The sequence below is a fragment of the Paenibacillus sp. FSL R10-2771 genome, assembly GCF_038000205.1.
In the GTDB taxonomy this organism is placed as follows: Bacteria; Bacillota; Bacilli; order Paenibacillales; family Paenibacillaceae; genus Paenibacillus_AQ; species Paenibacillus_AQ phytohabitans.
The window spans coordinates 4,567,200-4,589,134 of record NZ_JBBOBM010000001.1 but is presented as its reverse complement, the minus strand read 5'-3'; the positions used below and the strand labels follow the sequence as shown (position 1 = coordinate 4,589,134).

Annotated in this window: 16 protein-coding genes; all 16 read left to right on the top strand. The window is 51.9% G+C overall.

Annotation, left to right across the window (positions count from 1 at the left end; all coding sequences use genetic code 11):
- The first annotated feature begins 98 nt into the window (after positions 1-98).
- Positions 99-1,058, top strand: a complete 960-nt coding sequence (locus NSU14_RS19865) for a nucleoside hydrolase (RefSeq protein ID WP_340946940.1) — start codon at positions 99-101, stop codon at positions 1,056-1,058.
- A gap of 177 nt (positions 1,059-1,235) precedes the next feature.
- A complete protein-coding gene (locus tag NSU14_RS19860; protein WP_042135594.1) occupies positions 1,236-2,486 on the top strand; it encodes a stalk domain-containing protein in 1,251 nt (416 codons plus the stop codon).
- A gap of 278 nt (positions 2,487-2,764) precedes the next feature.
- On the top strand, positions 2,765-3,718 hold the full coding sequence (locus NSU14_RS19855) for a radical SAM protein (protein ID WP_039303158.1): 954 nt from the start codon (positions 2,765-2,767) through the stop codon (positions 3,716-3,718).
- A 146-nt stretch (positions 3,719-3,864) separates the two neighbouring features.
- The gene (locus NSU14_RS19850) at positions 3,865-4,986 is read left to right on the top strand and encodes an L-rhamnose/proton symporter RhaT (protein ID WP_340946937.1); all 1,122 of its coding nucleotides are present in this window, start codon (positions 3,865-3,867) and stop codon (positions 4,984-4,986) included.
- A 135-nt stretch (positions 4,987-5,121) separates the two neighbouring features.
- A complete protein-coding gene (locus tag NSU14_RS19845) occupies positions 5,122-6,150 on the top strand; it encodes a bile acid:sodium symporter family protein (RefSeq protein ID WP_340946934.1) in 1,029 nt (342 codons plus the stop codon).
- Between the two features lie 275 nt (positions 6,151-6,425).
- Entirely contained in the window at positions 6,426-8,447 is a 2,022-nt protein-coding gene (locus NSU14_RS19840) for a methyl-accepting chemotaxis protein (protein WP_340946933.1), read from the top strand.
- A gap of 232 nt (positions 8,448-8,679) precedes the next feature.
- Complete coding sequence (locus NSU14_RS19835; protein WP_336103294.1) at positions 8,680-9,144, top strand: immunity protein YezG family protein; 465 nt, start codon at positions 8,680-8,682, stop codon at positions 9,142-9,144.
- A gap of 316 nt (positions 9,145-9,460) precedes the next feature.
- Positions 9,461-9,733, top strand: coding sequence for a CD3324 family protein (locus NSU14_RS19830; RefSeq protein WP_042135602.1), 273 nt, complete (start codon positions 9,461-9,463; stop codon positions 9,731-9,733).
- 147 nt (positions 9,734-9,880) lie between these two features.
- Positions 9,881-10,903, top strand: a complete 1,023-nt coding sequence (locus NSU14_RS19825) for a phosphotransferase enzyme family protein (RefSeq protein WP_042135604.1) — start codon at positions 9,881-9,883, stop codon at positions 10,901-10,903.
- A gap of 842 nt (positions 10,904-11,745) precedes the next feature.
- On the top strand, positions 11,746-13,050 hold the full coding sequence (locus tag NSU14_RS19820; protein WP_340946928.1) for an ABC transporter substrate-binding protein: 1,305 nt from the start codon (positions 11,746-11,748) through the stop codon (positions 13,048-13,050).
- A gap of 94 nt (positions 13,051-13,144) precedes the next feature.
- Positions 13,145-14,038, top strand: a complete 894-nt coding sequence (locus NSU14_RS19815; RefSeq protein WP_231575329.1) for a carbohydrate ABC transporter permease — start codon at positions 13,145-13,147, stop codon at positions 14,036-14,038.
- A complete protein-coding gene (locus tag NSU14_RS19810; RefSeq protein ID WP_042135609.1) occupies positions 14,039-14,872 on the top strand; it encodes a carbohydrate ABC transporter permease in 834 nt (277 codons plus the stop codon). It begins immediately after the preceding gene.
- Positions 14,873-15,350: 478 nt separating this feature from the next.
- Positions 15,351-17,015: a family 43 glycosylhydrolase gene (locus NSU14_RS19805; protein WP_336102207.1), complete on the top strand. Its 1,665-nt coding sequence runs from the start codon at positions 15,351-15,353 to the stop codon at positions 17,013-17,015.
- Between the two features lie 45 nt (positions 17,016-17,060).
- A complete protein-coding gene (locus NSU14_RS19800) occupies positions 17,061-18,383 on the top strand; it encodes an ABC transporter substrate-binding protein (protein ID WP_336102208.1) in 1,323 nt (440 codons plus the stop codon).
- A gap of 29 nt (positions 18,384-18,412) precedes the next feature.
- Positions 18,413-20,224 (top strand): cache domain-containing sensor histidine kinase, encoded by a 1,812-nt coding sequence (locus tag NSU14_RS19795; RefSeq protein ID WP_336102209.1) that lies wholly within the window; start codon positions 18,413-18,415, stop codon positions 20,222-20,224.
- Positions 20,217-21,857 carry a response regulator gene (locus NSU14_RS19790; protein WP_336102210.1) on the top strand — a complete coding sequence of 547 codons (1,641 nt, stop codon included), beginning with the start codon at positions 20,217-20,219 and terminating at the stop codon, positions 21,855-21,857. The genes NSU14_RS19795 and NSU14_RS19790 overlap by 8 nt, the downstream gene beginning before the upstream one ends.
- Positions 21,858-21,935 lie beyond the last annotated feature (78 nt).

Genomic DNA, 21,935 nt, shown 5'->3' with positions numbered 1-21,935 from the left:
TTCAACCACAACCGCTTATTGAGCAGACCGCAGACCCGTGTTAAGATGGGCAGTACGGCTGATAGAGTAAGTATATATAGAGAGTGGGAGAGATAGAGATGAGTAGCAGCAATACAACCCGGATGATTATTGATTGTGATACAGGAATAGACGATGCTTTGGCTATTCTATATGCCCTCCGCACACCGGAAGTGGTAGTTGAGGGGATAACGACGGTGTTTGGTAATATTGATGTGCAGCAGGCGGCGGATAATACCTTGCGGCTGCTTGCACTCGCAGATCCCGGATACGACATTCCGGTAGCGCTTGGAGCGTCCAAGGCACTGGTGCGCGAACTGACAGGCTTCTCGACCCATGTGCATGGGGAGAATGGGATTGGCGGCGTTCAGCTTCCCCCTTCCCGGCAAGTGCCGGTGCAGGAGACAGCGGCGGAGTTCATTGTGCGGATGGCGGATGAGAACCCGGGTGAGATTGTGCTGGTAACGCTCGGACGGCTGACCAATCTGTCGCTCGCGCTGGATTTGGACCCGCAGTTGACCTCCAAGCTGAAGAAGGTAGTGGTCATGGGCGGCACGGTCTTTAAGCCGGGCAATGTGACTCCGGTGGCCGAAGCTAATCTGTGGGGCGACCCGGAAGCGGCTGACCGTGTATTCACCTCTGGGCTGCCTGTGCTGATGATCGGGCTGGACGTTACACTGCAGACACGGATTACCTCAGAGCATCTTGAGCTGCTGAAGCGCCATGGGCGCGAAGAGAACAAGTCCATCATAGACTTCATGGAGGAGTCACTCGAATACTATTTCAGATTTTACCGGGAAGCCAATTATCTGATCAACAGTGCGCCGCTGCATGATCCGCTGGCCCTCATGGCTGCGCTGCAGCCGGTTCTGGTGACTACGCGCCGGATGAAGGTCCGCGTGGAGCATCAGGGAGAGTTCACCTCAGGTATGGTCGTGGCAGATTTGCGGCCGCAGCCGAAGGTCGGACATTTCATCGAAGTGGCGGTGGATGTGGAGGCTGAACGGGCGGTTGGCGTCTTTTTGAGCGCGTTTATGTAAGTGTGAAGTAAGTGGAATGGAATTATGCATCAGCTACCCTACTTCAATAGCAGACAATTGAATCTCCCAATAGTTACAATCTCTTAATTTGCTATAATTTCCTGGTTTGGTAAAATGGTAGGGGATGTAAGATTGAGAGATTCATAATCTATCTATAAGAGAATGGGGAACTTATTAATGAAGCATCTGGCTAAAATAGTATTATGCGCAGCGATCTCACTGGGTAGCTACTCGGCACTCCCTGCAAGTGCTGCACAGGCGGCACCAGGCGGTGTCAGTATTCTGCTGGACGGCTATCCGCTGCCCTTTCCGGTAGAACCGGTAGTCATGAGCGGAACGACAATGGTACCTTTCCGTGCGATTTCTGAGGCACTGGGCATTGGGGTGGAATGGAACCAGGCGGCCCGCCAGATTACCGCGACGCAGAAGTCCGCTGCTGAAGCATCTCCGGCAAAAGTTATCCTGACCCTGGGCAGTAAAAATGCATCCGTGAACGGAACCGTAGTGAAGCTTGATGTAGCGCCGCAGAATATCCGCGGGACGACGATGATTCCGCTCAAGTTCTTCAGCCAGCAGTTTGGAGCGGTTGCTTCCTGGAATCAGGCTTCCAAGACCGTATCCATTACATCGCCCAAGCGGGATCTGTACACTTTAGGATTCTATGCGCAGAAGGCCTACAGTGAAGTGTCGCTGATTCCAAGCTTTGATGCGGTAGCCTTTGGCTGGAGCCGGATTGACCCTACCGGTCAATTCACTACAACCGGTAAGGATTTCTGGTGGCCGGAGGCTGCAGGAGAGGTAACGCCGGAATCCATTGTCCAGAATGCAGCAGCGGGAGGTACAGCCCCGTATCTGATGGTTTACTCCAGTGACTCAGCTCTGGAACTGAGCAAGAATCTGGCGGACCCGCAGCTGCAGCAGCAGACCATCGCCAGCATCGTGGATCTGGCCTCGCAGAAGGGATTCCAGGGCATTGGACTGGATCTGGAAGGACTGGGCTTGACCGGAGATAAGGCGCTTGTGCAGAGCCAGTATAATGCTTTTGTCAAAAATCTCTCCGTGGCCGCACGCGCTGCCAGTCTGAAGCTGACGGTGATTCTGCATCCGCTCAACAGCTCCTACAAAGGTTATGATTACAAAACGCTTGCTTCTCTCGCTGACGATCTGGTCATTATGGCCTATGCCTACGAGGGCGAGAAGGGGCCGGAGCCGATGGACAAAGTGGATGAAGGTATCCGGCTGGCCCTGCAGCAGGTCAGCAAAGACAAGCTGATTCTCGGCATTTCAGTATTCAGCGAGAATGATTCCTCCGTCAACGCGAAGATTGGCCTGGCCAAACGTTACGGTCTCAAAGGAATTGCCATCTGGCGTCTGGGTCTCATTGGCCAGCCGGTGTTCAGCAGAATGGGAGAATCGGTAGAATTGTAGAATGTGCAGCAAGTATTCATGCAATGATAGCTAAATTTGAATCTGGCTGAAGAGAGACTGCCGTATGGTGATATTGACCGCGCGGCAGTCTTTTTGATGAATATATGATTGTAAATCTTTCATTATATGAGTCCTCCTCAGGTCCTCCTTGTTATGCAGCATCTTGTATATTCGGGCTGGCGATATCAAATGTCACATTAACCTGACGGGCAAACCTGTATAATTTTAAAGGTTGACCTTTAAATTGACGATTCTAAATATAGGAGGGACTATAGAGCATGAGTACGAAATACAAAGCACTGGAACTGGATAAACCGATGACTTATGAGCTGGAGGGGCTGGAAGTCGGGGTCACCTCGAACTGCAATTTCCGCTGCGATTACTGCTGCGCTTACAATAGAAATGATGGACAGAGCATTAACGGCAAGGAGGTTATCCGCATTCTGGAGGAGCTGCCTAATCTGAAGCGTGTGCGCCTCTCGGGCGGTGAGGTGACGCTGAAGTTCCAGGACTGCGTGGACATTGTGGCTTACTGCACCTCCCGCGGGATTCAGACCCAGCTGAACTCGAACGGCAGCCTGCTGAATGAAGAGCGGATCGGGCAGCTGGTGGATGCAGGACTGACTACGATACATATATCCTTCAATTTCACTACTGCCGAAGCATTCTCTGCTTACTACAATATCCACACAAGCGTTTATAACAAAATCAGAGAGAACATCACCATGTTCGCCAAAACAAATGTAAATGTTGTGCTGGAAACGCTGCTGTTCAACGAAACACAGGACAATATGCGCGAGATCAGCGATCATGTCTATTCCATGGGTGTAAGAACGCATGAGATCCAGAACAGCATTATTATGGGGCATACCGGCTGGAAAGCGATCGCGGCCCGGGAACAGCTGAAGAATGCCGTGAACGAGCTGATTGCCCGTAAACCGGCGGATACCACCCTCTATTTCACATGTATGGACCGGTTCATGGAGGCTATGGGGTTCGAGGAACAGCCGGGTGTCTACTTCCCGCACTGCATTGAGGGCATGAAGCAGCTTCACCTGCACGGCAATGGCGATATTCTGATCTCCGAGCTATGCCACCCGGTTATTATCGGCAATATTTACAGCGGTACCTCGCTGAAGGATCTGTACAGCAACATGCCTGCACCGCTCGAAAAGTATCTGGAGAAGCGGCCTTGCCCGGCGCTGGATGCGCTTTTCCCGCAAGGGGTATAGTCCGGACGCTGCAGCAGAAGAGCTTATGAGCGGAACTTATTATTGTGCATTATATCAGGCAGGATTGCAGCCCAACCGCTGTGGTCCTGCTTTTTGCTGGGAATGACTTTGAATGACAGGTATTTCTGACTTTATTTCAACTATGAATGAAAACTTTCATGTATAATCATCAGCATGAACTGTATAACAATGCAGAAACCTTCTGCTTCATTACTATAGAAATAGAGATAACACATTTGGACTGGGAGGATTTCATCATGATTTACGGGTTTTTACTATTGCTGCTGGCCTGCTGCTTCCAAGGCAGCTTCGGGCTGGGGATGAAGAAATACCAGCCGTTCTCCTGGGAAGCGTTCTGGACGATTTTCTCGCTGGTAGGGATATTAATTATTCCGGTTGTCTGGACTTGGATCGAAGTGCCCAACTTCTTCAGCTATATCCGGCAGACGCCTGCTGATGTGCTATGGACGGCTTCCTTCTGCGGTTTCCTGTGGGGCATCAGCTCGATTATGTTCGGCAAAGCGATTGATTCCATCGGTGTCTCGCTGACCTATGGTGTTAACATGGGGATATCGGCATCGCTGGGTTCGCTGATTCCGCTGTTCATCTTCGGCAATATCCCGGCGGCTGGCTCATTTACGGTACTGCTGACCGGCACAGCAATTATGCTGGCTGGCGTTGCCGTGATTACCAAGGCCGGCCTGCTCAAAGAAAAGATTATCACCGCTTCCGGCCAAGGGACAAGCTCCGGTACTAACCTGACCAAAGGCCTGATTATCGCTTCAGCTGCCGGGCTAGGCTCTGCTGCGATGAATATCGGCTTCTCCTATGCGAGTCAGGCGGCGGATATTGCCGTTGCCGATGGAACAGCCAGGATTAGCGCCAATCTTATTTCCTGGGTAATTACGCTGTCCGGCGGCTTCATCGCCAACTTCGCGTATGCCTTTATCCTGTTAATCAAGAACCGGACCTATAAGGATTATTTTGCCAAAGGTGCAGGCCCGGCCTACGGTAAGGCACTGTTAACCGCTGCGGTGTGGTTCCTGGCACTCGGTGTCTATGCCAAGGCAACCGCATTACTCGGTCCGCTAGGCTCCGTCGTGGGCTGGCTTGCCTTCAACGGATTGTCGCTGATCATCAGCAATGCGTGGGGACTTAAGGACGGAGAGTGGAAAGGGTTCGCTGCTCCCAAGAAGCTGCTGCTGTGGGGGAATATAATATTGATTCTGTCCTGGATTGTAGTGGGGATCGCCAATAGCATGGCGTAGGATATTCCGCAAATTGGCAATTTTCCACTCTTCCGGGCGGCTTGGTTCTGTTATGATTTCATTAGAGGTGTTAACCAAGACCAAGAAATCTGCAGAGAAGGAATGTGTGGCCCGCCATACATAGAGGGATACAACATGCTTAGTGCAATAAGACGCGGATTAATATCTTCCAATGTTGTGCTTGAGAAAATAATGCCGCTGCTCACACCTACAGCCATTGTGGTTGGTGTGCTTAACGAGGCGGTGCTGCTGCCGTTTACCTGGCTGGTGCCGTGGATTTTTGCTTTTATGACGCTGATCGGCAGTCTGAAATCTAATTTCCGTGACTTGCTGGCAGTGTTGGCTAAACCGCAGAAGCTCATCATCCTGCTGATTATTCTGCATATTGTGATGCCGCTGATCGGCTGGCTGGCAGCGATGGCCTTTTTCCCGGGAGATCCGTATACAGTTACAGGGTATGTGCTGCTGTTCGCCATTCCGACCGGTGTGGTCAGTGTGGTCTGGGTGTCGATGCATGGCGGGAATGTTGCTCTTACGCTGGCGCTGATCCTGATCGATACACTGCTTTCGCCGCTGGTTGTACCCGGCACGCTGTATCTGCTGATGGGGGCGAGTGTGCAGATTGAGATTGGGGAGATGATGCGGGGACTGCTCTACATGGTGGTGCTGCCGTCCGTAGCGGGGATGCTGCTCAATCAGTTCAGCAAAGGCAAGGTTACGGCAGTCTGCGGACCGCCGCTGGCGCCGTTTGTCAAAGTTGGCCTGTTCATCGTTGTGTCGATCAATGGCGCCAGCATTGCACGGTATCTGAAGCATCCGGATGGCAAGCTGGCCCTGATTATTGCCGTTACTTTCGTGACTGTCGTATTGGGTTATATCATCGGTGCTGTAGTCTCACGCAGCTTCCGCTGGGATTATGAGAATACCGTCGCCGTTCAGTTCAATTCCGGTATGCGCAATCTGAGTGCAGGTGCAGTACTGGCAGTGAAATACTTCCCGCCGGCCGTCGCCCTGCCTGTGATTTCCGGCATGCTGTTCCAGCAGATTCTGGCTGCCTGCTCCGGCATGTTCATCCGCAGCCAAGTGAAACGTCTGCACCAGGCGGAAGCCCTGACTCCAGAAGGGCCAAAGGCCACACCGGCCGAGAGCCGCATTTTGTTATAGGATATCCCGGCAATCCCGCATATTTCCCCCCATTTTGAGTGCCGCTGTCTGCGGCTGGGGAATTGCGGGTTTTTCAGGCTGAATATAAATAAAAATAGCTATATTTCACTATGATTCGACAAAATGCGATATTATTTCCGAAAATTCGTCTAGAAATATTAATTATTTCTGTGGGAAATCCGATAGTAATTGTAATAAATGTTACAGTTTTTAGCTGTTTAGGTACTAGTGGATTAGATAGAGGCGGAAGGGTGTAGAAAACTATGAAGATTCGTATGAAGCTATCGGTTATGATGATTGTCGTTACACTAATTTCTACAGCATTAATGGGGATTTTTACGTACAGCAAGTCCACTGGCACCATCATGAATCTGACTGAATCTTCTATGGCACAGGTGAACACCAACAAAGCGCAGACGATTGCGGCAATGATCGATAAAGAAAAGCGCAGCATGCAGCTCGTTGCAGGTGAAAGCGAGATCGCGGAACTGCTGCTTCAGGCCGGAAAAGGCGAACTTACTAACGGGGATGCGCTGCAGAATGAAGTGAATGTGAAGCTTCAGGGCTTAGTCAAAGATGCAGGCAACCTGGAGCACATGTTTGTGGCTGATATGAAGGGAATTGCGGTAGCTGACAGTGACACCAAGCTGGTCGGCACCGATTTCAGCGAAAGAAACTACACGAAGAATGTATTCAAGACAGGTGAAGCTGTTGTAAGTGAGACCTTGAAATCTAAATCTACCGGAGCCTACGTATTAGCCTTTGTCCATCCTGTGAAGAGCGGGGGCAAGATGATTGGTTTCGTCGCTTCGGCGGTTAATGCTAACAGTATTATTAAATATTTGGCCGATGCCAAGGTGACTAATGCGCCTTCATCTTACGCCTATCTGGTGGACGAAACCGGCAATATCCTCTACCATCCGGATGAAACGAAGATTGGTTCAGTGGTTGAGAATGAATCAATCAAAGCGGTCGTGGAGCGTGTGAAGGTGGGCGAGACCGTACCGGATGGAACGGTGCAATACACGTATGAGGGCGCTGAGAAAAAAGCGGCATTCACCGTTCTTCCGGAGACCCACTGGACCCTGGTGCTGACCGGAGATCTGGAGGAGATCATGCTGCCTGTGGACGAAATGACGAACTACATTTTATTGCTCGGACTGGGAAGTCTGCTGCTTACGCTGTTGATTGGGGTTACTGTAGCTACCCGTATCTCCTCACCGATTATCAAGCTTACCCAGCTGATTAACCGCACAGCAGAGCTGGATCTGAAGTATGACAACCAGTATGAATACCTCACCAAAAATAAAGATGAGACAGGCACCATTGCCAAGGCAATGTTCCATACCCGCGCCGTTCTGCGTGAGATGGCCGGAAGCCTGATCTCGATTTCCTCGAAAGTGCTGGATAATGCGGAGACGCTGGAGAAGCTGTCCATCGACGTCAGAGAGAATGCGCATGATAATTCAGCCACTACGGAGCAGCTGTCGGCAGGAATGGAAGAAACGGCGGCATCTACCCAGGAGATGACGGCAGCGATTCATGAGATTGAGAATAATGTCAGAATGATCTCCACCCGGGTAAAAGAAGGCTCCGGTGTATCCGGGCAAATTACGGAGCGTGCATTGGCGCTTCAGCATGATGCAGTAACTTCAACCGAGAATGCCAAACAGATCTACGGCTCGGTCCGTGGTGAGATGCAGAAAGCTATAGAGCAATCGGGAGCCATCAACGAGATCAATGTGCTGGCGGATACGATTCTCTCCATTACAAGCCAGACCAATCTGCTGGCACTTAATGCAGCGATTGAAGCTGCACGGGCGGGCGATGCCGGGCGGGGATTCGCCGTTGTGGCGGGTGAAATCCGCAAGCTGGCCGAGAAGTCGTCGGAGACTGCGGCAGGCATCCAGGGCGTCGTCAAGAATGTCTACAACTCCGTAGAGCAGATGATTGAACATTCCGAGGCCATGCTGACGTTCATTGATCAGAATGTGCTGGGCGATTATGAGCGGCTGAACGAAGTCAGCCAGCAGTATAACAGCGATGCTTCAACGATTAATGAGCTGATGAACCAGTTCGAGGAGGCAGCCGATCACCTGAACGAAACGGTGTCCAGCATCGCCATCGCCGTCAATGAAGTGGCGGCTACTGTGAATGAAGGCGCGATCGGTGTGCAGGATATCGCCGAGAAGACGGCGGATATTGTGGAGAAGACCTTCCATGAGGCCACCATGGCTGATGAGAATACGCAGAGCGCCAAGGAGATGCAGGTCCTGGTAGAGAAGTTCAAAATCTAAGCCGGTTTCAGCAGATTTTTACCCGCGCTTCATCTGATTTTAAGCTTCGGGGTATATATTAATCACATAACCCCCCTTTAATATAACTTAGACCCCGCCGGACGCTGGCGGGGTCCCTTTTTTTGCCTGGGATTCCGGCTCACCCATTCCACATTCCCAAGACTCCGCAAATGGTGAATTATGGTGTAAACTGGGTTGTAGCGTTGAATTTGGAGTGGAGGCTAGGGTAGCTGTGGGAAAAATTGAAGAATTATATCAGCATATAGGCAATAAGCTCGTAGGAATCATTCCTGATGAGTGGGACGAAATTCATCTCTATGCTGAGATATTGCCCGGTTCAAGAATAGTCTATTTTTATTACAATTCTACCCCCCGGAACGAGTTGATATTTGGTCATAATATTCCTGAAATTTATGGGGTAGATGAGCGCATTTATGACCGCCTGTGTAGTGAATTAGAAAAGTGCTTTGTTGATCTTAATGCGGAATCCAGCAAAAACAATCCTCAACAATGGACAAATTTAACTATGTATTTAAGTCAATCAGGCAAATTTAATATTAATTATAATTATGATGCTGTTTTGTATTCCCCTTCACAACAGCGTACAATTTGGGAGTATGAAATTCTAGGACTACATCCTACAGATGGCTTTCACCAGAAGTATTTAGATGAATATCTCAAAACAAAAACGAATTAATCCCCCAGAGGTGTCCTGTCAGCTATTCAATGGCTGAATGGGGCGCCTCTCCTTGTTTATCAAGGCATGGAACTTTTAGCGGGAAATCGCAGTTTCAGTATGCTATATTAAATATAATCCAAGTCAGATAATGGAAGGAGGACGCTTCATGAGAAGATTAATGCTCAGCTCTACGCAAAGTCTATGGACGACATGGCAGTGGTTGTTGTGTAGAGCTGATAGCAAGTCTCCGCTGCAACGATTCGCCGCTTAAAATGGTCTGTTCTATAGACTTTGCTGCCTTTACAAGTTAACTACTTTAAAGGAGCGGAGCTATATGAAATATGTAAATGCAGATCTGGTATTACCGCAGCAGCTGCTGCAGGAAGTACAGAAATATATGCAGGGCGGGATGCTCTACATCCCCAAGCCCGAGGGACAACGGAAACGGTGGGGGGAGAACTCAGGCGGCAGAACCTATCTGACGGCCCGGAACCAGTCCATTCGTGACCATTATGCCGGAGGCTTAAGCGTAACCGAGCTTGCCGAGCAATTTTGCCTGTCGGGTGACAGCATCAAGAAGATTGTATATGGAAGCAAGCAAATATGAGCAGCGCTCATATTGAATTGAGAGAGAAGGAGTCGAACAGGACTCTTTCTTTTTTTGTGCAAAAAATGAATTGCAGCTGTTTATTATCTATGTCCATCCGGTGAGCCGCCCATATAATTACAGACATACAATGCGGGAGGCAGGAAGATGACGGAAGATAGTTTATACAGCGGCAGTACGGGTGATTCATCGCGGGCCCTCTGGAGATCGGGCAGGAATATAGCACTCAGGGCATTGGCAGAGTATGATCTGGAATGGAACAGGATTGAGCTTATCGGGATGTCGGATAGCGTCACCTTCCGGATTGAGACAGAAGATTCCGGCAGCTTTCTGCTGCGGATTCATGGTGAGCGCTTCAGCCGGGAGGAGATCCTGTCGGAGCTGGAATGGACCCGGTATCTCAATCAGACGGCGGGCTTTGTGGTCCCGCAAGGATTGGCCAGCTCCGGCGGCGGCTATATCCTGGAGACTGGATGCGAAGAGCGGCGGCTTGCCTGGGCAACGGTGATGCACTGGGTGGAAGGGGAGCCCGTAGAGGTCAATCTGCCGGATGATCATATCTTCAGGATGGGGAACATGCTGGCCGGTATGCACGAAGCGGCCACAACGTTCGTTCCGTCTGCCGGCTTCACCCGCCCGGTATGGGGAGCAGACAGCTTCAAGCTGGAGTGGAGCAAGCTGGAGGAGCATCACGCGGTAATGGTAACGGAGGAACAATGGAAGCTCTATCAGGCTGCTGCCGCGAAAATACGGACTGATCTCGAAGCCATGCAGCCTGACGCCAGTAGCTACGGCTTGATTCACGGCGATTTGCATAGCGGAAATATAGTTTTTGACCAAGGCCAGCCGCGTGCGATCGATTTCGGCCGCTGCGGATACGGATATTTCCTCTATGATATGGCTGCCGCGCTGCTGGAGCTCTCCCCGGCACAGCGCGGTAGCCTGATCCAGGGATATAGCAGTGTCCGGGAGCTGGAACCGGATTATGAACGGAAGCTGGAATGCTTCTTCGTTATGATCATGATCGGAAATTACAGCCATCACATCTCTAATCCGGATGAAATCCCCGGTCTGCGGGAAGAACAGACGTATGCACTGGCTTACCTGAGAGAATATCTGCAGGGTGAGCGTTTTTTGTTCAGCCGCATCGAACCCTTCGTGATAGAGTGAGGGCAGCGTCCAGTTGTACTTAATAAATAGCAGAGCCCTTTGCGGTCTGTTTCTTCAACATCAGCTGTTCCCCGGTGATTATGCCGGTGGGGCAGCTTTTTTTTGATGTATTAGGAGATATCTGATCAACCGTTTTTTTGTGCAGTTTAAGTAATTATGCTGGGAAGTTATGCGATGTATTAATGAGATTCCCGCAGTGAGTTATGGAGGAAATGTGCTGTAAAAGCAATGTGTCACTGCGAGAGGAACTGAGCCCAATGTATGTGAAAAACCGAATACAATGTGTCGCAACGAGGGTAACCGAGCCTAATGTATGCGAAAAACCGAATACAATGTGTCGCAGCGAGGGTAACCGAGCCTAATGTATGTGAAAAACCGAATACAATGCTTCACTGTGAAAGTAACTGAGCCCAATGTATGTTAAAAACCGAATACAATGTGTCGCAGCGAGGGTAACCGAGCCCAATGTATGCGAAAAACCGAATACAATGTGTCGCAGTGAGGTAACTGAGCCCAATGTATGTGAAAAACCGAATACAATGTGTCGCAGCGAGGGTAACCGAGCCTATTGTATGTGAAAAACCGAATACAATGTGTCGCAGCGAAGGAATAGGGTGGAGGAATTGTGCCCTCAGGGCGATTTTATTCTCCGGGAGCCGCCGTTGGATTCGGACCTCTGAGCGTTGAATTCATACGTTAGACCCCGGCAGCGTGCCCGCCAATCTGTAAATATGTCCATTGATCCTAGACTGAGGACATTTTTTGCGATCCCTTGGGGCGGTAACATAAAGACATCAAAGCGCAGCCAGCTTTGAATTACCGGGTAAAAGGGGAGTACACAGATGAAACGATCCATGCAAAAAGTAACATCACTATTACTGATGGTTATGATGCTGGCAATGGTAGTAACCGCCTGCAGCGGGAACAATGCGAAGAACAACAGCGCAAACGCCGGCAACAGCGGCAAGGAGACGCAGGGAGAAGGCAGCAGCGGCGGCAAGAAGACAGAGCTTCTGTTCTGGTCACCGTTCTCCGGCTCGGATGGCCCGTTCATGAAGAAAATCGTAGATAAATACAACAGCTCCCAGGATAAATACAAAGTGAATTTCGTGATCCAGCCCAATGGTGAGTATTACAAGCAGCTGGATGTTGCGCTCAGCACCGGCAAGGAACGGCCGGACCTGATGATTATGCACGTGGATCAGGTGCCGACCTACCAGAGCAAGGATCAGCTGCAGGCTGTAGATGAGCTGGCGGCAACAGCCGGAATTAATCCTGCTGATTTTGCCGAAGCCCCGGTGAAGTACGCTACCATCGACAGCAAGCTGTACACCATTCCGCTCGATATTCATCCCGTAGTGATGTATTACAACAAGGATTTGTTTGAGAAAGCGGGAGTCACCGCACCGCCAACAAACCGTGCTGAATTCGACGCGGCAGTGGAGAAGCTGACGGATAAATCCAAGGGGATCTACGGATATGTAGTGCCTACCCTTTGGCCGCAGCAGTTCATCTTCCCCTCGCTTGTCTGGCAGAATGGCGGAGAGCTGTGGAACGGAACGGACGTAGCTTACAATTCTCCGGAAGCGGTAGAAATGGTACAGTGGCTGCGTGATATGGTCGACAAGGGCATCTCCCCGGCCAATGTGCAGCAGGATGGCGAGAATACGCTGTTCCTGCAGGGCAAGAATGCGATTCAGTTCAACGGACCCTGGATGAAATCGCAGTTTGATGAAGCCGGACTCAATTATGGCGTAGCCGTTATGCCGCAGATCGGCAAAGCAAAGCAGGCCATTTATGCAGGCTCACATGGCTTTGTAGTTCCAAAGGCTGTAACAGACAGCAACACACTGGCCGGCATCGGTGATTTCCTTAAATATGTATCTGGCAACTCACTGGACTGGGCTGAATCCGGTCAGGCGGTAGCTTCCAAAACCGTTATGGATAGTGCAGAATTCAAGGCTATGGAGTTCCAGAGTACCGTATCCCAGAGCTTCTCCTCTGTACAGTTTGCACCGAATGTGCTGAACTGGGGCACCATTGTTGAGCCGGTGTGGAGCGAGTTGAGCAATGCCATTCTCGGCAAAAAATCACCGCAGCAGGCCATGGATGATGCTGTAGCCAAATCCCGTCAGGCGATGAAATAGCGCTCATGATGAATTGGATTTTTCGGTAAGCAAAAGCGGGGAGCGCGGAATAGCTTCCCGCTTTTCTTTATACGAAGGAATGGAGGAATCTCTTTTGAAAAGCACATGGACTTCCCGCTTCACCTCATTTCTGTTCATACTGCCCTATCTTGCAGCCTTCGGATTGTTTCTGCTGTTTCCGATCCTGTACGGTGTTGTGATCAGCCTGCAGGACTTTGAGCTGCTGTCTGCCGCGCATCCCTTTGTGGGACTGCGGAATTATATAACGATTTTTACCCCGGGGACTTATGAGAACAGTATCTTCTTCCGCGGGCTGTGGACGACTTTCCAGTTTGTCCTGTACTCCGTGCCGCTGCTGATCGTTGTGGGGCTGGGGATGGCGATGCTGGTCAATGCCCTGCCGGCGAAGCTCCGGGGTTTATTCCGGACGTTCTATTTCCTGCCTTATGCCTTGTCGGCTTCGGTTATGGCCGTGATCTGGCTGATGATGTTCGATACCAATGCCGGATTCATTAACAGTCTGCTGCAAAAGCTGGGCCTGACTGGCATTCCGTGGCTGACGGCTACGCCTTGGGTATGGATTGCGCTGGTGCTCACGACGCTCTGGTGGACGATCGGGTTCAATATGATTATTTTTGTAAATGCACTCAATGAGGTGCCTGAAGATTATTACGAGGCTGCTGCTATTGACGGGGCGGGCGCCTGGAGCAGGTTCGTGTCAATTACACTGCCCTCGATCCGGCCGGTGATGCTGTTCGTGATGATTACCTCAACAATCGCGTCCTTCAACATTTATGCCCAGCCGTTTCTGCTGACGCGCGGAGGGCCGGGAGACACCACCAAGGTGCTGCTGATCAATGTGCTGGACCAGGCATTCGTGCGCAAGGATATCGGCTCAGCTTCCGCAATGGCGATTCTGATGGCGCTGCTGATCATGATGGTGTCTATCGTGCAGTTCCGTCTTACGAACCGGAAGGAGAAGGTATAAATGGGAAAAGCCAAAAAAACCGGCCTGCTGCTGCTGGCCATTCTGATTGCATTGTTCGTGCTGCTGCCGCTGGTGTGGATGCTGTCCACTGCGTTCAAAAATGACTTCGAAGCCCTCTCCGGGCGGATGAATTTCTTCCCGCAGAAGCCTACCCTTGATAATTTCGTTCAGGGGCTGAGCGGGGAGCTGATGAATACGCCGATTCTGCGCTGGATCATCAATTCCCTGTCAGTAGGGATTGTGGGCACAGCTATCGTGCTGCTAATTGATTCGATGGCGGCGTTTGCCCTGGCCCGGCTGCCGGATCTGCCGCTGCGCCGTACGCTGCTGTCCATGTTCATTGCCTCGCTGATGATTCCCAGCGTGCTGACCTTTCTGCCGATGTACATTGAGTTCAATACACTGGGGCTGATCAACACGTATCAGGCGCTGATTCTGCCGGCTACAGCCGGGGCGTTCGGCGTGTTCCTGCTGTATCAGTTCTTTGTCTCCTTCCCGAAAGAAATCGAAGAGGCTGCCCGGATCGACGGGGTGAACAAATGGGATCTGTATGCCAGGATCCTGCTGCCTTCCGCAGTGTCGATCATGATGACGTTGGGCATTTTCACTTTCATGGGGATCTATAATGACTTTGTCTGGCCGCTGTATGCAACCACTTCACCGGAGATGCGGACGATCACCGCAGGGATTGCTATGATGGCTACCGGAAGCTACACCCAGAGCTACGGCAAATTAATGGCCATGACTACCATCGCGGCGCTCCCGGTGCTGATTATCTTCATTGTCGGCCAGAAGTCGTTCGTTAAGGCGATTACGAGCTCGGGTGTGAAATAACGGGTGATAGAACAGGAGATATAAGCTGTACTTCATAAATTAACATAAAGCTCAGGCGTCACTACTGTAGATATTTGGACTTCCGTCCGCACTTAAGATTTGAACTTGAAGCATATTCGTCACTACGGTGAACATTTGGACTTCCGGCCGCTGTTGTCCCCAGATTTCTTGATTAGAACCGCTTTTTCGCGGTGGAAATCTGGTGACTGATTATGCTTCCGTAGCGAGCTTTCCTGTGGAAAGCTTTCAGGCGGTCGCTACCGCTCCTATAGTTCCAAATTCCCCATTCGTTCCTACCTGCTTTTTGTTAATTTCTATTGTACATCTTATATAAAACTGTTCCATAACCCTTGGAGGGAAGCAGATGGAAATGAAATCAGCGAAACCGCACGAGGCATGGACAGGTAAAAACTCACGTAGAATAGTCTACTCCCTTGCGGCGGTTCTGTTACTTATATTGGCGGGAGGTGCATATTTAGTGCAGCAGCACAATAATAGCAGGATAGATGAAGTCTATAACGGGCATGGCGGAACGTTTAAGAACACACTTGCCGGGATCGATACGCCTGATCCGAGCGTGATCTACAAGGATGGATATTATTACATGACCTTCACCCATAACGGAACGGATATTATGGTGATGAAGTCACGTACCCTGGATTTCCGCCAGGCCGAGCGGAGAGTGGTATGGTATCCGCCGGCGGAGACCGCCTACTCGGCGAATCTCTGGGCGCCCGAGCTCCAGTACATCCGGGGCAGCTGGTATATCTATTTTGCCGCAGATGATGGAAATAACGAGAATCACCGGATGTATGTGCTGCAGGGGGACAGCGGTGATCCGCTGGGCGATTATACCTTCAAGGGCCAAGTCACCGACGATACCAACAAGTGGGCGATCGACGGGCTGGCAATGGAAGTGGATGATGAGCTGTATTTCGTCTGGTCCGGCTGGGAGGGCGATGTCAACGCTGCGCAGAACACCTATATTGCGCCAATGAGTGATCCGCTGACAATCAGCGGTCCGAGGGTGCTGCTGAGCGAGCCGCTGCTTCCGTGGGAGCAGGCTGGAGGTCCGCCGTACATCAATGAAGGCCAGTCGGTCCTTCATCATGACGGACGCGTCTTCATTGTCTATTCCGGCGCGGGCAGCTGGACACCGCATTACAGTCTGGGCCTGCTGGCCTTGAAGCCCGGCGGCAATCCGCTGGAGGCGGCAGACTGGACCAAGACGGAGCAGCCGCTGCTGGCAATGGATGAAGCCGCCGGAGTGTACGGGCCGGGGCATAACTCGTTTACGGTGTCGCCGGATGGCAGCGAGCAGTGGATTGTCTATCACGCGACTACTGGAGCGGCGGACGGCTGGAACAACCGCAAAGCACGGGCCCAGCCGGTCAACTGGGACGATGGCGGCCAACCTGTGTTCGGGAAGCCGCTGGCGCTGAGCACGGCGCTTGAGGTTCCCGCTGGAATGGGAGTATTCCAGGCTGAGAATGCCATCCGCAGCGGGAACCGGCTGGAGTTCCCGTCTCTGCCGTCCACAGTAGATAGCGATACTCCGCTGCTGGCGCATTATGTGAATCCGGGTGGAGAACCGGCGGAGGCGGCAGTTTCAGTGAATGCTGGAACGCCGTCAAAGCTTCAGCTGCCGCCTACCGGGGGAGGCCAAACCGGATACGCCTATCTGAGCATACCGTTCACAGCCGGGATGAATACAGTAGCCTTTGGGCTGCCGGAGGGAAGCGCAGTTGAACTGAAGGCTATTGAAATTCCGCGTTATGAAGGTGAAGCCCAGACGCTGGAGGGGAATGCTGATGCGGAGGATAACCCGTATGCCTCGGGCGGGGCAGCGGCAACCCTCAGCGGAAGTGATGCGGCGCTGCGTTTCAGCAACATCCGTCTACCGGGAAGCGGGACTTACACTGTCTCCGTAGCTGTCCTTAACGCTTCACCGGATGCGAAGCTGGAGGTAGGGGTGAACGGGGATTCTACGATCGTATTGACCCCGGAATCTCAGGGACGAAACCGGGTATCCTTCATTGAACTGGAGCTGGAATTACAGGGCGGTGCGAATGAAATTATTCTTTTTGACAGACAAGGCAGCTTCGGTATAGATTATATGGATATATGGCAGAAGAGTGAATAAGCCGGGTAGATTCATAGATTGCATGCTTGACGGGGGCTTAATCATATGAGAGATACGGGACGCTTTAGCGGACACAAACGGAACAAACTGATTGCGCTTTCAATTCTGCTGCTGGCTATGCTTCTGGTGCTGGTGATGGGCGGCTGCGGTACAGACGGGGCAGAGGAATCCCCACAGTCTGCCGCTGAGCCGGTAACTCTGGAGTATTGGACTCCATTCAGCGGCGGAGATAACATTTTCATGACCGAACTTGTGCAGCAATTCAACCGGGAGCACGGGGATATCCGGATCGATCAGATCAATTCCCGGCTTGATGATTATTATTCGCGGCTGCGTACGGCAATTCTGTCCGGTAATGCACCGGATCTGGCGATTATCCATGCTACCAATCTGCCGCAATTCGTACAGAACGGTTATATTGAGCCGCTTGACGGACTCGCTGCGGATACCGGGCTGGACTGGGGCCAGTTCAATACTAGAATCGCTGAGTCCACGGTCTACGGCGGTGCCCATTATGCTGTACCCCTGGATACGCATACGTTAGTGCTCTATTACAATAAGAAGTTTTTAAAAGAAGCAGGGCTGCTGGATGCCGGGGACAAACCGCTGATCGTCAAAGGAGAGCAGGGATTTACGGAGTTCCTGCAGCAGTTGAAGGCAGAGTTACCGCCAGGTGTGGCTCCGCTGGCTCTGCCCAGCACACGTATTGATTCCGTGTGGCTGTGGTGGAGCCTGTACAATCAGATGCAGGGCGGTGGTGTCTTTTACAATCCGGAAGGTACGCAGGCTGTCTTTAACAACACGGAATCGCTTCAGGCACTGGAGTTCGTGAACAGCCTGTATCAGCAGGAGCTGATTCCGCCGGATATTAATGATGCGTTCAAGCTGTTCTATGACGGGGAGGCCGCTATGCTGATTACGGGTGTGTGGGGAACCGGCGCTTTTGAGCAGGATGAGAACCTGGAGCTGGGCGTGGTGCCGGTTCCGGTCATCTACGACCATCCGGCGGTCTGGGGAGATTCGCATACGCTGGCTATTCCGGCCAATAGTGAGATGAGTGCGGAGAAGCGTAATGCTGCTATGATTTTTACCCGCTGGGCGGTGGAGCATGGAGTGATGTGGGCGGAAGCAGGGCATGTGCCGAGTTCCCGGAAGGTCGTGGAGAGCGAAGCTTATGCTGCACTGAAGTTCCGCAGTGATTATGCCAATACCGCCAACTCCGTAGCCTACTGGCCGAGAAATGTGAAGCAGTGGAGTATTAATGAAGAGATTATCCGGCAATTCGAGAAAATGATCTACAAGGAGCAAAGCCCGGAGCAGGCTCTGCAAAATGCGGTGGACAGCATTAACCTTCAGCTGAAGAAATGACTGTAAGGGGATCAAAGGGGAGAATGCGGTTGAAATCATTTCGCGGCTGGTTCAGGAATCTGGCGCTCGCGCGCAAGCTTATTCTTATCAATGTGGTATTCATTGTGCTGCCGCTGGGGCTGACGGGCTATTTCGCCTTCGCACGCTTCACCGAAACAACGGAGCGCAAGGTTGGCGATTATCAGCTTCAGACGCTGAAGCAGCTTACCCTGAATATCGACACCTATATGAATGAGCTGAACCGGCTGACCGTGATGCCCTATCAGTATCCCAAGGTTACCGAATATCTTGCAACCAAGCGTGCTCCTGGCGAACCTCTGACACTGGATGAGATCAGCGGACTGAACAGCTTCGTCACTCAGGTGTTTTTGAACGGCCGGGTAGATATTCTGGGTGTCTCATTATACGGCACCGGCGGTGCCTCTTATGTGGTCATGCCGGAGAGCCAGTATGTGACGACCTATAAGCTCGATGAAAATGTCAGCTGGCTGAACAAGTTCAAGGGTCACTACGGGCAGCCCGTGTATGTTGCTACACATGACTTAAGCTCAAGCGGCGGAAATGTGTATCAGGCGTTCTCCATTGTGCGGGAGCTGCGCAGCTTCGATGACGGGGTGACCCTCGGGTACATCGTCATTGATGTGGACCCCAAGTTCATCAGTGAGATTCTGTCCAAAGTAAAGCTGGACGCCAAGGAGCTGCTGTACATTACGGATGATTCCGGCAAACTGGTCATCGGTAAGGATCATGGGCTGCCACAGGCAGCGCCTTCCCTGTCTCCGGATAATGCCAGTGAAGGGGTAAGACATGTGAAGTCAGAGGGGGTAGGGCTGCTGATGGCCCACGTAACTTCTGAAGTGACCGGCTGGACCACGGTGGGCATTGTACCGGTCTCCAGTCTGATGAAAGATACCGAGGTTCTGCGCACCTACATTATTCTTATTGGCATCATCTGTGTAGGCCTGGCCCTGCTCCTGTATGTGTTCATCGCCTACCGGATCACCCAGCCTCTGCGCAAGCTGAGCCGGCTGATGCGCAGTGTCGAGCGGGGAGACCTCAGCAGGGCTTTTCCGGTGAGCGGTACGGACGAGGTAGGAATGCTGGGCCATTCATTTAACGGCATGCTTGCCAAGCTCAGCGAGCTGGGGTATCTGCTCTATGAGACAGAGATCCGGGAGAAGGATGCGCAGATTGCCGCGCTGCAGAGCAAGATTAATCCGCATTTTCTGTACAACACACTGGGTTCCATCAGCATGTACGCCGAGCTAGAGGGAAGTCCGGAGATTATTACAATGTCCAACAATCTAAGCAAGCTGCTGCGCTACAGCCTCAGCGGACGCAAGGAGCATGTGACGCTTCAGGATGAGCTGGACCATGTCGGCGGATATATGGCAATCCAGCAGATGCGCTATGAAGAACGCATTCACTTCACGATGACCATCGAACCTTCGCTGCTGGATTGTGAGGTCATTCCGCTGATGATCCAGCCGCTGGTGGAGAATGCAATTAATCATGCACTGGACAAAGGTGTTGGCCGGGGCCGCATATCGCTGACTGCAGACAGCAGCGATCAGGTGCTTAGAATCGCCGTTGAAGATGACGGCATCGGCATGAATGCGGAAGCGCTTGAGGCGCTCCGGCTGCATCTGCGGAATACGCAGGAGCTGGGAGGACGCTCAGGCAACGGTCTGCTGAATGTTCACCGCCGGATTGTGCTGCATTATGGCGATGAATATGGTCTTTCGCTGGAGAGTATGCCTTATCAGGGTTTCAAGGCAGTGCTCAAGCTGCCGGTTATTACCCATCAGGGCAGAGCAAGGGAGGATGACGGAGTTGCCTAAAATACTGATTGTTGACGATGAATCTGTCTTCCGCAAAGGTCTGCGCAAAATGATCACCAGCCTGGAGGGGAACTGGGAGGTGGTCGGTGAAGCCACTGACGGCTATGATGCGCTTGACAAGCTGGCCGAGCTGTCGCCTGAAGTGCTGCTCACTGATATTCGAATGCCGCGTATGGACGGAATCCAGCTGCAGCAGATGGCGGGAGGACGTTTCAAGGATCTGATGACCGTCGTGGTCAGCGGCTATGACGAGTTCGCTTATGTGCAGCAGTCAATGCGCCAGGGAGCGAAGGATTATCTGATGAAGCCGGTCGAACGCCAGGAGCTGGGGCGTGTGCTGGAGAGATTGGGGCGGGAACTGGCCGAGCGCAAGGCGCTTCCGGCGCGTAAGGAAGAACTGTGGCAGGTCCAGCCTGTGCTGAAGCGGCATGTGGCCGGTCATCTGATCGAGAGTCTGCTGAAGGGCAAAACAGAAGACAGCGACCTGCAGCTGCTGCGGGAGATGGGTTTTGCCTTCGGGCATCCCTACTTCATCTGCATGGTGATCAAGCTGGATAAGCATTCGGTGGAGAAGGAGCGTTATCAGCGGGGCGACGCCTCCCTGTTCCTCCTGTATATCCAGCAGGTAGTCCAGGAAATGATTGACCGCCATGCTACAGGCATAAGCTTCGTGCTATCGGATACCGAGGTCGTGGCTTTGCTGAATATAGCTGAGCCGCAGCATTCCTTATCGGCACCGGGAGCTCTAGGCGACCTGATCCGCAGACAGATACGCTCTTTGTCCAACCTGACGGTAACCATCGGGGTCAGTAATCCGGCGGAAGGACTGCCGGGTATTCCGAAAGCTTATAATGAAGCCGGAATTGCCCTCTTATACCGGTTAATCGAAGGCGGTGACAAGCTGCTCGATTATGCCCAAATGACAGAGCGCCCCCATTCCGGAAGCGGACCCTTGAAATGGTCATGGGAGATGCTGGAGAAGTCGATTACCGGGGGCAGAGTGGCCAGCATCGGCCCGATTGTTGAACATATGATTGAAGAGCTGTGCAGTATGGCAGAATCGCCGGAGAGCATTCATCAGCAAATCTGCAAGCTGCTGCTGTACTACTACGAATTATCCGAAGAGCTTAATGTTACCGAATCCTGGTTGGGGTCAAAGGATATCCGCAAGGTGCTGTTCGATGTGTGCAGCCTGTCTTCGCGGCAGGAGCTGGCCGAGAAATGCCGCGGATTGCTGCTTACCCTGACGGGTTGTATTGCGAAGTCCAGAGAGGTGAAGGATCTCGATCCGGTTGCCGCCGCCCAGCGCTACATTTCGCAGCATTATGATCATCCGCTAAGCCTTAAGGAAGTGGCGGACGAGGTGTATTTGAACCCGGCATATTTCAGCAATCTGTTCAAGCAGAGGACCGGCGTTACTTTTATCGAGTTCCTGACACATATCCGGATAGAAGAAGCCCGCAAGAAGCTGGCCTTCACAGGTGAGAAAATCAGCAGGGTCGCTGAGGAGACAGGTTTTGGCAATGTGCGACACTTCAACCGGGTGTTCAAGAACTGCTGCGGTATCTCGCCCAAAGAATACAGGGACAGCATACGCAAGGCACAGGCGGCTTCTATGGATGGCCGGGAGTGACAGTAAGGACTAATAAGGGTTGCAGCAGCAAGGCCGGATGGCAATGAAATTTAATCACACGGGAAACTGGAGGATGAA

Excerpts from the sequence above, each read along its gene's own strand:
- NSU14_RS19825 (WP_042135604.1), top strand. The coding sequence starts at position 9,881 with ATGACGGAAGATAGTTTATACAGCGGCAGTACGGGTGATTCATCGCGG.
- NSU14_RS19850 (WP_340946937.1), top strand. The coding sequence starts at position 3,865 with ATGAAAACTTTCATGTATAATCATCAGCATGAACTGTATAACAATGCA.
- NSU14_RS19840 (WP_340946933.1), top strand. The coding sequence starts at position 6,426 with ATGAAGCTATCGGTTATGATGATTGTCGTTACACTAATTTCTACAGCA.
- NSU14_RS19800 (WP_336102208.1), top strand. The coding sequence starts at position 17,061 with ATGAGAGATACGGGACGCTTTAGCGGACACAAACGGAACAAACTGATT.
- NSU14_RS19855 (WP_039303158.1), top strand. The coding sequence starts at position 2,765 with ATGAGTACGAAATACAAAGCACTGGAACTGGATAAACCGATGACTTAT.
- NSU14_RS19865 (WP_340946940.1), top strand. The coding sequence starts at position 99 with ATGAGTAGCAGCAATACAACCCGGATGATTATTGATTGTGATACAGGA.
- NSU14_RS19860 (WP_042135594.1), top strand. The coding sequence starts at position 1,236 with ATGAAGCATCTGGCTAAAATAGTATTATGCGCAGCGATCTCACTGGGT.
- NSU14_RS19830 (WP_042135602.1), top strand. The coding sequence starts at position 9,461 with ATGAAATATGTAAATGCAGATCTGGTATTACCGCAGCAGCTGCTGCAG.
- NSU14_RS19845 (WP_340946934.1), top strand. The coding sequence starts at position 5,122 with ATGCTTAGTGCAATAAGACGCGGATTAATATCTTCCAATGTTGTGCTT.
- NSU14_RS19820 (WP_340946928.1), top strand. The coding sequence starts at position 11,746 with ATGAAACGATCCATGCAAAAAGTAACATCACTATTACTGATGGTTATG.
- NSU14_RS19810 (WP_042135609.1), top strand. The coding sequence starts at position 14,039 with ATGGGAAAAGCCAAAAAAACCGGCCTGCTGCTGCTGGCCATTCTGATT.